The sequence below is a fragment of the Shewanella sp. Iso12 genome (genome assembly GCF_012030025.1).
GTDB lineage: Bacteria > Pseudomonadota > Gammaproteobacteria > Enterobacterales > Shewanellaceae > Shewanella > Shewanella algae.
Genome location: NZ_JAAUHW010000002.1, coordinates 414,189 through 429,058, shown reverse-complemented (window position 1 = coordinate 429,058; position 14,870 = coordinate 414,189). Strand labels below are relative to the sequence as shown.

The window sequence follows — 14,870 nt, the reverse complement described above, 5'->3', positions numbered from 1 at the left end:
TATTGGATTAAGCTCGTCGTCTTGCATTTATACAGCCCGCTTCAGCAACATGGACTTGATGTGTCCGATGGCCTTGGTTGGGTTCAAGCCTTTCGGACAAACATCCACACAGTTCATGATGCCGTGGCAACGGAAGACGCTGTATGCATCATCCAGCTCGCTCAGACGCTCCTCGGTCGCAGTATCACGGCTGTCTATCAGGAAGCGATAGGCATGCAGCAGACCACTGGGGCCAACAAATTTGTCCGGGTTCCACCAGAATGATGGGCAAGCCGTAGAACAACAGGCACACATGATACATTCATACAGGCCATCCAGGTGAGCACGCTCCTCCGGTGATTGCAGATGTTCACGGGCCGGCTTCTTCTCATCATTGATGAGGTACGGCTTGATCTTCTCGTATTGCTTGTAAAACTGACTCAGGTCAACCACCAGGTCACGCACCACAGGCATACCGGGCAGAGGACGGATTTCAATCTTCTTGCCTTTGAAGGTAGACACTGGCGTGATACAGGCCAGACCGTTTTTGCCATTCATGTTCATGCCGTCAGAGCCACAAACCCCTTCACGACAAGAGCGGCGGAAAGACAGGCTTGGATCCTGCTCTTTAAGCTTGAGCAAGGCATCCAGCACCATCATATCTGAACCTTCAGCCACTTCCAGGCTGTAATCCTGCATGTAGGGCTTGGTATCTACATCAGGATTGTAGCGATAAACTGCAATATCCAATTTCATCTTCGCAACTCCTTAGTAGGTACGCTTCTTAGGCGGGAAGGCTTCACGTGTCTTGGGCGCCATGTTCACTTCACGGGTGGACATGGTTTCGTTGACAGGGTCAAACAGGCTGTGGCACAGCCAGTTGGCGTCATCACGCTCAGGGAAGTCTTCACGGCTGTGAGCACCACGGCTCTCGGTACGGAAGTTGGCTGCGTAAGCAGAAGCGATTGCTGTCGCCATCAGGTTATCCAATTCCAGACACTCGATACGCTGAGTGTTAAACTCTCTGGAATTGTCAGACAGCTTGGCATTGGCCAGACGCTCACGAATTTTCTGCAATTCTTTGAGGCCTTCGGCCATGGCATCACCGCTACGGAATACCGAGAAGTTCAGCTGCATGCACATCTGCAGATCTTTACGGATAACCGCTGGATCTTCACCGTCTTTATTGCTTTCCCAACGATTCAGGCGCTCAAGAGACTTCTGTATGTCGGCTTCAGTCGCAGCCTTGGGATCTGCCGTTTCATCCAGCGCTTTACCCAGATGCTGACCGGCCGCACGACCGAACACCACCAAGTCGAGCAGTGAGTTACCACCCAGACGGTTGGCACCGTGAACCGATACGCAGGCGATTTCGCCCACGGCGAACAGGCCCGTGATATCTTCTTCAGTACCATCGGCGTTCTTGTGGATCACCTGACCGGATACCTTGGTTGGCAGACCACCCATCATATAGTGACAGGTCGGGATAACCGGAATTGGGCCATCGGCGGGATCTATGTGAGCAAAGGTACGGGACAGTTCGCATACGCCAGGCAGACGCGCTTCCAGGGTTTCTTTGCCCAGATGGTCCAGTTTCAGCTTCAGGTGTGGGCCCATAGGACCTTCACAACCGCGGCCTTCACGAATTTCTGTCATCATGGAGCGGGCAACCACGTCGCGGGATGCCAGGTCTTTGGCGTTGGGCGCATAGCGCTCCATGAAGCGTTCGCCGTCCTTATTGAGCAGATAACCGCCCTCACCACGACAACCTTCAGTCACCAGAACACCGGCACCGGCAATCCCGGTTGGGTGGAACTGCCACATTTCCATGTCCTGCAGCTGAACCCCGGCACGGGCAGCCATACCAACGCCATCACCTGTGTTGATGTGGGCATTGGTGGTAGAGGCAAAGATACGACCGGCACCGCCGGTAGCCAATACAGTGGCCTTGGCTTTGAAGTAAACGATTTCACCGGTTTCAATTTCGATTGCAGTACAACCTACAATGGCACCGTCTTCGTTTTTAACCAGATCCAGGGCATACCACTCGGAGAATACCTGAGTCTTGTTCTTGACGTTCTGCTGGTACAAGCAGTGCAGCAGAGCGTGGCCGGTACGGTCAGCTGCAGCCGCGGTACGGGCCGCCTGCTCACCACCGAAATTCTTGGATTGACCGCCGAAAGGACGCTGATAAATAGTGCCGTTTTCAAAGCGTGAGAATGGTAGACCCATCTGCTCCAGCTCGATAACCGCTTCGGGGCCGGTCTGACACATGTACTCGATGGCATCCTGGTCGCCGATGAAGTCGGAACCTTTTACCGTGTCGTACATATGGTGTTCCCAGTTGTCCTCGTGGGCATTACCCAGAGCAACAGTGATCCCGCCCTGAGCCGAAACCGTGTGAGAACGTGTAGGAAAAACCTTGGACAGGAGCGCACAGCTCTTGCCTTCTTGGGAAATCTGCAGTGCTGCGCGCATGCCGGCACCACCGGCACCAATCACGACAGCGTCAAACTCGCGTACTGGAATAGCCACTTAAACACCCCACACTATTACTATGCCTGACGCCAGATAAGCAAAGGCGGTCACGACAAAGACAAACTGTAAAACCCCACGCAGTGCTACGTTTTTGACGTAGTCTGTCAGTACCTGCCAGATACCGATCCAGGCGTGGATCAGCAGCGCAATCAGCGCCAACAGAGTAAAGACCTTCATCGGCAGTGAAGCAAACAGCCCATGCCAGACGTCGTAGGTGAGAGGTGAACTGCAAGCTGCGAATCCGACCAGGAATATAGTGTAAACGGCCAGAATAACGGCGCTTGCGCGTAATAGGATGAAGTCATGAACACCACTGCGTCCAAAACTCGCTGCATTGGTTACCATACCCAGATCCCCGCTAATACAGAAAACACTGCGGTCAGGACAAATACTGCCTTGGCCGATGCTTTACCCGAAGGTAACTCTTCCCAACGACCGGTATCCATTACCAGGTGACGCAAGCCGCCCAGCAAGTGGTAAGCCAGTGCGGTCAGAATGCCCCACAGGATAAACTTCACCACGAAGTTGTCTAACAGAGATTGTACGCCTTGGAAACTCTCGGCCGATGCCAGCGAGGCATTCAGCAACCACAGGAGTATACCAACAGCGAACAGCATGATGACACCGGAAACCCGGTGCAGAATGGACACAATTGCAGTCGCCGGGAAGCGAATGGTCTGCAGATCTAAATGGACAGGTCTTTGCTTTTTCACGTTCTGCTCACTCAGCTCCATTGAGCATTTTTTTTGTTATGTGAACCGATTTTGCTCTTACACAGTTCCGTGACTGAAGTCACAGAGAAGGGTTTCACAAAAGAAAGTTGAAACAAAAAGCTAACTTGTTGACAACACACAAAATTAGTTAATTAGTGATATGCTAACCAAGCCCGCCGTTTGCAGCTCTTGCGAGCCGGAGCAAGTATACTCGCCGTAAATGTCAAATACAAACATCACATTATCCAAATTTTGTTTTTTTGAGCTTTTTTCAGGATAAGTGCTGGTGTTATCAGGGAAATTGGTCTTACCTATACCATGGTCTAACGAATTTAAACGCTTATTTAAATTGAAATGTGATCTAGATTGGCTGTAAAGTAATGGCCGTTTGACATGCCGCACTCACATAAGAATGAAGTAAGGAGAACGGGGTATGGCTGATTTAAAAGCCAAATTGGAATTACCAGGGAACGACTCGATTGAACTGCCAGTGAAACAAGGAACTGCTGGTTTCGACGTAATCGACATCAGTAAACTCGGCAGTAAAGGCTACTTTACCTTTGATCCAGGATTTCTCGCGACGGCCTCCTGTGAATCTGCAATTACCTATATCGATGGCGCACAGGGCGTATTGTTGCACCGTGGCTATCCGATAGATCAACTGGCGACAGAATCCGACTATCTGGATCTCTGTTACCTGCTGTTGTACGGCGAGCTGCCAACCAAGGCAGAGTATGAGAAGTTTGCCTACACAGTTAAAACTCACACTATGGTGCATGAGCAGTTGGCCTTCTTCTTCAGAGGCTTCCGTCGTGACGCTCACCCAATGGCCATGCTTTGTGGCGTAACAGGCGCCCTGTCTTCTTTCTATCAGGACTCTCTGGATGTCAACGATGCCCGTCATCGTGAAATTGCAGCCTTCCGCCTGGTTTCCAAGATGCCGACCATTGCCGCCATGTGCTACAAGTACTCCATAGGTCAGCCGTTCGTGTACCCACGCAACGATCTGAGCTATGCCGGTAACTTCCTGTCGATGATGTTCGCGGTACCTTGTGAAGAGTACAAGGTGAACCCGATAGTTGAACGTGCCATGGATCGCATCTTTATCCTGCACGCCGACCATGAACAGAACGCTTCAACCTCTACCGTGCGTCTGGCGGGCTCTTCGGGTGCCAACCCATTTGCCTGTATCGCTGCCGGTATCGCTTCGCTGTGGGGACCTGCCCATGGTGGTGCCAACGAAGCTTGTCTGCGTATGCTGGAAGAAATCGGCACTGTGGATCGCATCCCTGAGTTTATCGAACGCGCCAAAGACAAGGATGATCCTTTCCGTCTGATGGGCTTCGGTCACAGGGTTTACAAGAACTTTGACCCACGCGCCAAAGTGATGCGTGAAACCTGTCACGAAGTGCTGGCTGAACTCAAGGTTAACGACCCTCTGCTGGATGTCGCCATGGAACTTGAGCGTATCGCACTGGAAGATGAGTACTTCATCTCCAAGAAGCTCTATCCAAACGTCGACTTCTACTCAGGTATCATCATGAAGGCGATTGGTATTCCAACCTCCATGTTTACCGTTATCTTTGCCCTGGCCCGCACCGTTGGCTGGATTGCTCACTGGAAAGAGATGCTGGATCAGCCTGGTCACAAGATCAGCCGTCCACGTCAGCTCTACACAGGTGCCACATCCCGCGACTTCGTGGAACTGGACAAACGCTGAGTCTGACAACGCTAAGTCTAACTCATTGAAAAAAGGCGCCTTGGGCGCCTTTTTTGTGTTCAAGCATGTCGCGTGATCAAGGGGAAACCAGCCAGGCTTCGCTTTCGACAGCCAGCTGCTAGCCTTGTTCTGCAAATTGGCCTTCGCCTAACCCACTATATCTTAAGCTCACTTGCTGTTGTCTCACCTCTCAAAAGCCGGTTCACCCGCTAAAGCCGCATCCAGTACAACTCTTAATGCCACTAACTCTTAATGTCACCAACCCTTAGTGCCCGCTTCATGTTACCAAGCCTCAATAGCGCCGCCTTTAGCGAATGAGTGATTCCCTCGCTTGCCGTGAACTGTATTACACCATCAGCTCAGCGCAGTGCGGTCACTTCCCAGGCCTCAACTCAGCCGCTTGCGCAGACGCTATACTGAGCAACATTGGTAAAAATCATCACAAAATAAACTTTTTTGCTACATCGGCATCAAACACCTCAATAAGGTAGACACCAAAATATCATTAGTCATTGTTTTAAAAGGAAATTAAAAATTGGCATTGGTTTTGCTTTATCGCAACAAAGATCAAGATAAGGACTTTCACATGAAGCGTAACCTCACCTACACCCTGAGCACTGTTTTGCTGCTTGGGTCTTTGGCCAGCGGCTGCAGCGAACAGCAGCAGGAAGAAGAACAACAAGCCTTTGCCATTCCGGTCGAGACCAGCATAGTCACTCAAGGCCAGGTTTCCTCCTTCTACGCCACCACAGCCACACTGGAAGCGCCACAAGAAGCTCATGTGGTCAGCCGTATTGCCGGGTTGATAGAGGCTCTGCAAGTCGAGGAAGGTGACAGAGTCACCAAGGGGCAGTTGCTGGCGGTGATAGACTCCCGTCGCCAACGTTATGAACTGGATAAGGCCGAAGCCGAGGTGCAAATCATCGAGCAGGAGCTCAACCGGCTGAAGAAAATGAATAACCGTGAGTTTGTCAGTGCCGATGCCATGGCCAAACTGGAATTCAACCTGCAAGCCGCCAAGGCGCGTCGGGACTTGGCCAAACTGCAGGTGGAAGAAAGCCAAATCCGCTCTCCCATAGATGGCGTCGTCGCCAAACGTTTTGTCAAACAGGGCAATATGGCCAAGGAGTTTGAAGAGCTGTTCTACCTGGTCAATCAGGATGAGCTCTACGGCATAGTCAATCTGCCGGAGCAGCAACTGAGCAGTTTGCGCATAGGCCAGGAAGCCGAAGTCATCAGTTCCCGCCAGCAGCAAGTGGCGGCCAAGGTACTCAGAATAAGCCCTGTGGTGGAAGCTACCAGCGGTACTTTCAAGGTAACTCTTTCGATCCCCAATCAGGATGCCAGTCTCAAGGCCGGGATGTTTACCCGGGTCGAACTCAGATACGACACCCACGATAATGTGATAGTGGTGCCCTATAACGCCGTCATCAATCAGGATGATCGCAAGGCGCTCTATGTGATCGAAGAGGGCAAGGCGCAGCGCCGCGAGGTCAAACTGGGTTACCGCCAGGACGATAAAGTGGAAATCACCGAGGGCATAAGTCCGGGTGAACAGGTGGTGGTTCGCGGTCAACACAATCTCAAGGATCAATCATTGGTGGAAGTGATAGCTCCGCTGGATCTGGCCAAGGCCAACTAACTGTCACAAGGACCACCTCTTATGTCTATTATTACCACTTCGGTCAAGCGTCCGGTGACCGTCTGGATGTTTATGCTGGCCGTTATCCTGTTCGGCATGGTGGGTTTCTCCCGTCTGGCGGTAAAGCTGTTGCCTGACTTGAGCTACCCCACACTCACCATACGTACCCTATACGAGGGAGCTGCACCCGTGGAGGTGGAGCAGCTTATCTCCAAACCTATCGAGGAAGCGGTCGGTATTGTTAAAGGGCTGAGGCAGATAAGTTCGATTTCCCGCTCCGGTATGTCCGATGTGGTGCTCGAATTTGAATGGGGCACAGAGATGGATATGGCCAGTCTCGATGTGCGGGAAAAGCTCGACACCATAGAGCTGCCACTGGATGTGAAAAAGCCTTTGTTGCTGCGCTTTAACCCCAATCTCGATCCCATCATGCGCCTGGCACTGCCGGCCCCCAAGGCCACAGAAGCCGAGCTCAAGCGGCTGCGGACTTATGCCGAAGAGGAGCTTAAGCGGGATCTCGAGTCGCTTTCCGGAGTCGCTGCCGTGCGCCTTTCCGGCGGGCTGGAGCAGGAAGTGCATATTCTGCTCAATCAAGAGAAACTGGCGCAGCTGGATCTCAGCAGCGAAGCCATTCGCAACCGTATCAGTGAAGAAAACGTCAACCTTTCTGCCGGTAAGGTGATCCAGGGCGACCGCGAATATCTGGTGCGCACCGTTAACCAGTTCCACTCCCTCGATGAGCTGGCCAATGTGATTGTCTATCAAAAGGGCAATACCCTGGTACGTCTTGGCGAGATAGCCGAGGTGACGGATGCCTTTAAAGAGCGCAGCGATATTACTCGCATCGGCGGCAAGGAGTCCATTGAGCTCGCCATCTATAAGGAGGGCGATGCCAATACAGTAGCCGTAGCCAATAAGCTTAAGAGCCAGTTGCAACAGATGCGCTCTGAGGCCAAAGACAGCGCCACGCCAGTGCCCGAGATAATTTACGATCAGTCGGAGTTTATCGAAAGCGCCGTCAGTGAAGTGACTTCATCAGCCCTTATCGGCAGTCTGCTCGCGATGCTGATGATCTACCTGTTCCTTCGAGACATCATCCCTACCCTGATCATCTCCATCTCTATCCCCTTCTCTGTGATAGCCACCTTTAACATGATGTATTTTGCCAATATCAGTCTTAACATCATGTCGCTCGGCGGTATCGCGCTGGCGGTGGGGCTGTTGGTGGATAACGCCATCGTGGTGCTGGAAAACATCGACAGGTGCAAGGCTCAGGGGATGGATCGCCGTCAGGCCGCCATCACAGGAACCAAAGAGGTGGCCGGGGCGATTTTTGCCTCTACCCTGACCACGCTGGCGGTATTTGTGCCCTTGGTATTTGTCGACGGCATTGCCGGAGCCCTGTTTGCCGATCAGGCCCTGACCGTTACTTTCGCCCTGCTGGCCTCTTTGCTGGTTGCCCTCACCTCAATTCCTATGCTGGCTTCCCGCGAAGGCTTCACAATGTTGCCGGAACTGGTCAAGCGGGACAAACCGCAACCTCCGGCGGGTAAGCTTGGCAAGCTCAAGCATTACAGCGCCACTGTGTTTACCTTCCCTTTCCTGTTGCTGCTCAGCTATCTGCCAAGATTGCTGCTGACGCTGGTATTAATCGTCACCCGGCTGCTGGTGTGGCTGGTATCCCTGGTGATGAAGCCGCTGTCCAGACTGTTTAACCTTTGCTACGGCTGGCTGGCCGATGGCTATCGGCCGCTGCTGAACCTGGCGCTCAAGTTCCGTGGCATCACTCTGGCGCTGGCCATTGCGGTCACCGCCATCTCTGGCGTCTTGATGAGCCGCCTGGGAATGGAGCTGATCCCACCGATGAATCAAGGCGAATTCTATGTGGAAATCCTGCTGCCTCCCGGCAGTGAGGTGAGCCAAACCGATGCCGTATTGCAGCGTCTGGCGCTGGCTATCAAAGACAGAGAGGAAGTGAAACACGCATACAGCCAGGCCGGCAGCGGCGGTCTTATGACCTCGGATACCCGGCGCGGCGGTGAAAACTGGGGGCGTCTGCAGGTGGTGCTGGCCGATCACCGCGCGTTTGACCAAGTTGCCGCCAAACTGCGCAGCACTTTGCGCACTATTCCCGAGCTGGAAGCGCAGATCCAATATCCCGAGCTGTTCAGCTTCAAGACTCCGCTGGAGATAGAGTTGTCCGGCTATGAACTGGAACAGTTGAAAACCTCGGCCGCTTCACTGGTTAAGGCGCTGGAGGGCGATCCCCGCTTTGTCGATGTCAGCAGCAGCCTGCGTGACGGTCAGCCGGAGCTGAGTATCCGTTTTGATCACGCCAGAATGGCCGCCCTTGGCCTGGATGCACCAACCGTGGCCACCAGCATAGCCCAGCGGGTTGGCGGTACCGTAGCCAGCAAATACACTCTCAGGGAGCGCAAGATAGATATTCTAGTGCGCAGCGAGTTGGATGAACGCAATCAGATAAGCGATATCGATGCCATGCTGATCAACCCATCCAGCCCGCAGCCCATCCCCTTGAGCGCCGTGGCCGATGTCTCGTTGACTCTGGGACCTTCGGCAATCAATCGCATCAGCCAGCAGCGGGTAGCCATAGTGTCGGCCAATCTGGCCTATGGCGATCTCAATCAGGCGGTGGCCAGTGCCAAGCGTATTCTCAGCCAACTGACGCTGCCCGCCTCGGTGCAGAGCCGATTCGGCGGTCAGAATGAAGAGATGGAGCATTCGTTCCAGTCGTTGAAGATAGCGCTGATCTTGGCGGTATTCCTGGTTTATCTGGTGATGGCCAGTCAGTTTGAGTCATTGCTGCACCCCTTGCTTATCCTGATGGCTGTACCCATGGCACTGAGCGGCAGTATCTACGGCCTGGCAATAACCGGCACCCAGTTGTCTGTCATCGTCTTTATCGGCCTTATCATGCTGGCCGGGATAGTGGTCAATAACGCCATAGTATTGGTAGACAGGATCAATCAGCTCAGGCAAAGCGGCAAACAACGTCTCGACGCCATCAAGCAAGCGGCAGCATCGCGTTTAAGACCCATACTGATGACCACACTGACCACTAATCTGGGGCTGCTGCCCATGGCAATAGGCTTAGGGGACGGCAGTGAAGTGCGTGCCCCCATGGCGATCACTGTCATTTTCGGCCTCAGCCTGTCGACTCTGCTGACTCTGGTGGTTATTCCTGTGCTCTATGCCCTGTTCGACCGCAAACAGTACGCCGAGCCGGCCACCATGGGAGAAGGCGCATGAACCTGACCAAACTGGCGCTCAAGCGCCCGGTGACCACCAGCATGTTCTTTGTGGCCATTCTGCTCTTTGGTCTGGCCGCCAGCCGCTTGCTGCCGCTGGAGATGTTCCCCGGGATAGAGATACCGCGAATCTTTATCCAGGTGCCTTACAAAGGCTCCTCTCCGGCGGAAGTGGAACGCGACATCACCAATGTCCTGGAAGAGTCACTCGCCACCATGGGGGGACTCGATGAGCTGCGCTCACGTTCCAGCCAGGATGGCAGCGAGATAGAAGTGAGAATGAAGTGGGGTGAAAACGTCGCCGCCCGCAGCCTGGAGGCGCGGGAGAAGGTGGATGCGGTGCGCCATCTGCTGCCAACCGACGTGGAGCGGGTGTTTATCATGCAGTTCTCCACCGCCGACATGCCTATGCTGAATATCAGGATCTCCAGTGAGCGGGAACTCTCCGGCGCCTTCGATCTGCTGGAAAAACAGCTCAAACGGCCACTGGAGCGGGTGGAAGGCGTCTCCAAGGTCACCCTCTATGGCGTGGAGCAAAAACAGATAGAGATACGTCTCGATGCCCAGCGCCTGGCTGCCAGTGGCATGAGTGTTCCCGCCATTCACAAGCGTCTGGCGGCAGAAAACTTTGTGATAAGCGGCGGCAACCTGAGGGACAACGGCCGGGTCTATCAGGTGTCTCCCAAGGGCGAGTTCCGTAATCTCGAAGAGATCAAGGCGCTGGTATTACTGCCGGGTTTGACCCTGGGCGATATCAGCGAAGTCAATTTCGCCCTGCCTGAAGCCACCGAGGGCCGCCATCTGGATAAGAAATATGCCGTCGGCCTGGATGTGTTCAAGGAATCCGGTGCCAATCTGGTGGAGGTTTCGACCAGGGTGCTTAAAGTGATTGAGGCCGCAAGAGAGGATAAGCAATTTCAGGGGATCAAGCTGTTTATCATGGAAGATCAGGCCCATGGAGTGAAATCGTCGCTCAAGGACTTGTTGATGTCCGGCCTGCTGGGCGCCCTGCTCTCCTTTGCCGTGCTGTACCTGTTCCTGCGTAACCTGCGCATGACCCTGGTGGTGGTTTCTTCCGTGCCCATCTCCATCTGTATGACATTGGCCGGCATGTACTTTCTCGGCTACAGCCTCAATATCCTCTCTATGATGGGGCTGTTGCTGGCGATAGGTATGCTGATTGATAATGCCGTGGTGGTCACAGAGAGTGTGTTGCAGGAGCAGCAACATGGCGCTGTCGATAACAATACTGATGACAGCCCCAACAACACTGGCGATCGGGCAATCCTCAACGGGGTCGACAAGGTGGCGCTGGCGGTGCTGGCCGGCACCCTGACCACGGCGATAGTGTTCCTGCCGAATATTTTCGGGGTTAAAGTGGAGCTGACTATCTTCCTCGAACATGTTGCCATCGCCATCTGCATTTCGCTGGCAGCCTCGCTGTTGGTGGCCAAGACACTGATCCCCTTGATGCTGTCAAAACTGCAACTCAGGTTTGAGCGGGTCGAGAAAGAATCGCGGCTGCAGAAGTCTTACCACACCAGTCTCAACTGGATACTGCAGCACCCGAAAACCGCTACTTGCCTGGCACTGCTGATGTTACTGTCAACCGCCCTGCCGCTGTCGTTGGTGAAACAGGACAGTCAGGACAGCCAAAGCAAGGAGCGCTTCTACATCAACTACCAGTTGGAAGGACGTCACAGCCTGGCGGTCACCGAGGCCATGGTCAGCCAGATGGAAGACTACCTCTATGCCCATAAGGAAGAGTTCCACATAGATGCCGTCTACAGCTATTACTCTCCCGAGGATGCCTCTTCCACCATACTGCTGAAGCCGGATCTGGAGGAAGATGTCGCCGAGCTGAAAAAGCGGATCCGCGAAGGATTTCCCAAGTTCTCCATTGCCAAGCCTCAGTTTGGCTGGGGCAGCGATGAGTCCGGCGTCAGAGTCACACTGACCGGGCGATCCACCTCAGAGCTGATTCGCCTCAGTGAACAGGTGATCCCTTTGCTCTCCAACATAGAGGGCCTGCATGATGTGCGCTCAGAGCTCAACGGTGCCCAGCAGGAGGTGATAGTACAGATAGACAGAGAGCTGGCCGCCCGCCTGGGACTGAGCATCAAGGATATTGCCGGCAGTATCTCCTTGGCACTGCGGGGCGCGGCGCTGCGTTCATTTCGCCACGATCCCAGTGGTGAGCTCAGAATCGAACTGGCCTTTGAACGCGACTGGCGTCAGTCGCTGGAGCGGCTAAAACAATTGCCCATAGTGCGACAGGACAACAAGGTCTATTCGCTCGAGAGTCTGGCCAAGGTGGAAATTGTCCCCAGATTCGATGTCATTCGTCACTATGATCGCCAGACGGCACTATCCATAGGCGCTAACCTTGAAGATCTCAGTATGGAAGAGGCGCAGAAACAGATCATGGCGGCGCTCAAGCATGTCAACTTCCCCCATGGTTATGACTACTCACTCAGAGGCGGCTTTCAACGTCAGGACGAGGAAGAGTCAGTCATGCTGATCAACATGGTGTTGGCGATTGCCATGATCTATATAGTGATGGCGGCTTTGTTTGAGTCGCTGCTGCTGCCGAGCGCCATCATTACCAGCATACTCTTCTCCATCACAGGGGTATTCTGGGCCCTGTGGCTGAGCGGCACGCCTATGTCCGTGATGGCCATGATAGGCATACTGATCCTGATGGGGATAGTGGTCAACAACGGCATAGTGCTGGTGGATCAAATCAATCAGATGACGCCGCCACTGGAGCAGTTGTCCGAGGTCATCGCCTCTGTCTGTGTCACCCGTTTACGGCCGGTATTGATGACGGTTGGGACCACAGTGCTGGGCCTGCTTCCGCTGGCGCTGGGAGACACTCAGATAGGCGGCGGTGGCCCGCCATACTCACCTATGGCGATTGCCATCATAGGCGGCTTGAGTTTCTCCACCCTGACCAGTCTCTATTTGGTGCCCCTGTGTTACCAGGCCTTCTTCCGCCTGCGTCATAATGCGGCCATCAGGCTCGGGCAATCGCTCAAACTCAGTCAGCGCCTGCTGCCCTGGACCTGAGCCCAAAAACACCGCTGAACAGATAAAAAAGCTGCCATTGCAGCTTTTTTATTGCCCGGACATCAATAGCGAACTAGCTTTATCCCAGCACTCAACTATTTGGAGCTCTCATGCCAGGTTTGCTTAAACGCTTTACATCACTCGTGCTGTTTACACTTGTCAGCTTGGCTGCCGCGGCGGAAAATAATTCCTATGCCGAGAATCCCTATGCCAAGGTCAAGATAACCACTCATGAACTGCTGCCAGGTCGCTACATGTTGACCGGCGCCGGCGGCAACATAGGTGTCAGTGCCGGGGAGGATGGACTGCTCATCATAGACGACCAGTTTGCGCCGCTGGCAGAGAAGATTTCTGCGGCATTACAGGGTCTCAAGCCGGGCCACCCGGCTTTTGTCATCAATACCCATTTTCATGGCGATCATACCGGGGGCAATCTGTACTTTGGCCAAAACGCCAACATTCTTGCCCACGAGAATGTGCTCAAGCGGTTGAATGAGAAAGCAATCCCAAAGAAGGCGCTACCGGTTATCACCTATGACAAGGGACTGAAAATTCACTTCAACAACCAGGTGTTGGAACTTATTCATCTGGGCCCAGGGCATACGGATGGTGACACCCTGGTGCTATGGCAGGATCGCAAACTGGTGCATATGGGCGATCTCTTCTTTAAAGACAGGTTTCCCTTTATCGATCTCGACCACGGCGGCTCAGTCATCGGCTACAGAGACAATGTAGCAGCCGTGCTTGAACTCATAGATCAGGATACCTTGGTTATCCCAGGTCATGGTGAACTGGCCAACAAGGCCGATCTCCTGAGGTTCAAACATATGCTGGATGACTGCATCAATTGGATGAAAGAGGGCAAGCAGCGCGGCATGACTCTCGAGCAAATGCAGGCAATGGAACTGCCACAAGCATGGCGGGAATGGGGCTGGCAGTTCATCCCCAAGGAGCGCTGGGTCAAGACCCTGTATCAGGGATTAACCCAGGAATAACTGCCCTCTCAGTTGTAGGCGTTTATTGACTCGGCAAAGTTCAGGCAGGAATATTGCGAAAATGCCACAACACCCAATAGATGGGCTTGAGATCACGGCCGCCTATATCGCGAAACGGCCTCAGCAACAGATAGAGCCACTGCCAACTGACCAGGAAACTTCTGGTCTCATGCCAGATAGCTTCACCACCGGCTTGGCGATAACTGGCTATCGCTTGGGCAATCGCCTCGTTGGCCGGCCCCATGTAGCGGTATAAGCTGTGAATGTACACCAGCAGATCCCTTATCTGCTGCATCAGCATGTCTTTACCCTTTTGATTGGCTTCAAAGTCGATAAAGGTCACCTGTCCCTGTTGCCAACTGATATCCCTTAGTGCCGGACGGCCGTGGGCCAAGCCCATACTGTGCAAACCCGCCAGAGCAGCGGCGCTGTCATTGAGGATCTGCTGCATGCCTTGCTGATCCTGGGATTTGAGTGCCAACCAGTCTTTGACTGTCACACCGGCATCTTCCACGACAAAGTAACCCTTATCGGCCTGAACAATGCGCGGCACAGGAGCTGAGCGGCTGGCCAGATGTTCCAGAGTCTGTTTCTCTTTTTCCAGCGCCAGTTGAGGATTGGGTTTCAACACCCGCATGGCCCCCTGAAGAGTCTCTGCCTGTTTGAGCCAGTATTTTTTACCCTCATATTCAAACGAGCAAATACGCTCCCCGGGATGAGCTTCCAGCACCCGCAGAACATATTGATTGAATTTAGGTTGCTCCATGGACAGGACTCCCTTCCAAGAATTGGTGGTGGTTCACAGAAAATTCTTATTAGTATCTTAGGGAATGGCGATTAAAGCAAATTCACTTAGGCTAAAACCCTGCTATTTAACGCATTTTCAGAGACTAATACCACAGAGGCTTAATGATAAAAACAATTGATGAATGAAATTAACAATTT

General features: G+C 53.4%; 10 protein-coding genes. 5 read left to right on the top strand and 5 right to left on the bottom strand.

Going from position 1 to position 14,870, the window contains the following annotated elements; all coding sequences use genetic code 11:
• Positions 1-27 precede the first annotated feature (27 nt).
• Genes HCX89_RS05885 through sdhC form a run of 4 tightly spaced genes read right to left on the bottom strand, consistent with a single transcriptional unit; the run spans position 28 to position 3,251 of the window.
• The gene (locus HCX89_RS05885) at positions 28-735 is read right to left on the bottom strand and encodes a succinate dehydrogenase iron-sulfur subunit (RefSeq protein WP_025011014.1); all 708 of its coding nucleotides are present in this window, start codon (positions 733-735) and stop codon (positions 28-30) included.
• 12 nt (positions 736-747) lie between these two features.
• Positions 748-2,514, bottom strand: a complete 1,767-nt coding sequence (sdhA, locus tag HCX89_RS05880) for a succinate dehydrogenase flavoprotein subunit (protein ID WP_044734768.1) — start codon at positions 2,512-2,514, stop codon at positions 748-750.
• Positions 2,515-2,862 (bottom strand): succinate dehydrogenase, hydrophobic membrane anchor protein, encoded by a 348-nt coding sequence (sdhD, locus tag HCX89_RS05875; RefSeq protein WP_025011016.1) that lies wholly within the window; start codon positions 2,860-2,862, stop codon positions 2,515-2,517. It abuts the gene before it with no gap.
• Positions 2,856-3,251 (bottom strand): succinate dehydrogenase cytochrome b556 subunit, encoded by a 396-nt coding sequence (gene sdhC / locus HCX89_RS05870; protein WP_025011017.1) that lies wholly within the window; start codon positions 3,249-3,251, stop codon positions 2,856-2,858. Before sdhC ends, sdhD begins: the two co-directional genes overlap by 7 nt.
• Positions 3,252-3,663: 412 nt before the next feature.
• Here sdhC and HCX89_RS05865 point away from each other — a divergent pair, with 412 nt between their 5' ends.
• The 5 genes from HCX89_RS05865 to HCX89_RS05845 all read left to right on the top strand — a co-directional run bounded on the left by HCX89_RS05865 (position 3,664) and on the right by HCX89_RS05845 (position 13,925).
• Positions 3,664-4,950: a citrate synthase gene (locus HCX89_RS05865; RefSeq protein ID WP_025011018.1), complete on the top strand. Its 1,287-nt coding sequence runs from the start codon at positions 3,664-3,666 to the stop codon at positions 4,948-4,950.
• A 586-nt stretch (positions 4,951-5,536) separates the two neighbouring features.
• Positions 5,537-6,592, top strand: coding sequence for an efflux RND transporter periplasmic adaptor subunit (locus HCX89_RS05860; RefSeq protein ID WP_045282719.1), 1,056 nt, complete (start codon positions 5,537-5,539; stop codon positions 6,590-6,592).
• Between the two features lie 21 nt (positions 6,593-6,613).
• Complete coding sequence (locus tag HCX89_RS05855) at positions 6,614-9,862, top strand: efflux RND transporter permease subunit (RefSeq protein WP_167715356.1); 3,249 nt, start codon at positions 6,614-6,616, stop codon at positions 9,860-9,862.
• On the top strand, positions 9,859-12,930 hold the full coding sequence (locus tag HCX89_RS05850) for an efflux RND transporter permease subunit (RefSeq protein WP_167715354.1): 3,072 nt from the start codon (positions 9,859-9,861) through the stop codon (positions 12,928-12,930). Before HCX89_RS05855 ends, HCX89_RS05850 begins: the two co-directional genes overlap by 4 nt.
• A gap of 110 nt (positions 12,931-13,040) precedes the next feature.
• Positions 13,041-13,925 (top strand): MBL fold metallo-hydrolase, encoded by an 885-nt coding sequence (locus HCX89_RS05845; RefSeq protein ID WP_167715352.1) that lies wholly within the window; start codon positions 13,041-13,043, stop codon positions 13,923-13,925.
• 40 nt (positions 13,926-13,965) lie between these two features.
• On the opposite strand, the gene HCX89_RS05840 is transcribed toward HCX89_RS05845, so the two are convergent.
• The gene (locus HCX89_RS05840; protein WP_025888719.1) at positions 13,966-14,691 is read right to left on the bottom strand and encodes a phosphotransferase; all 726 of its coding nucleotides are present in this window, start codon (positions 14,689-14,691) and stop codon (positions 13,966-13,968) included.
• Between the last annotated feature and the right edge of the window lie 179 nt (positions 14,692-14,870).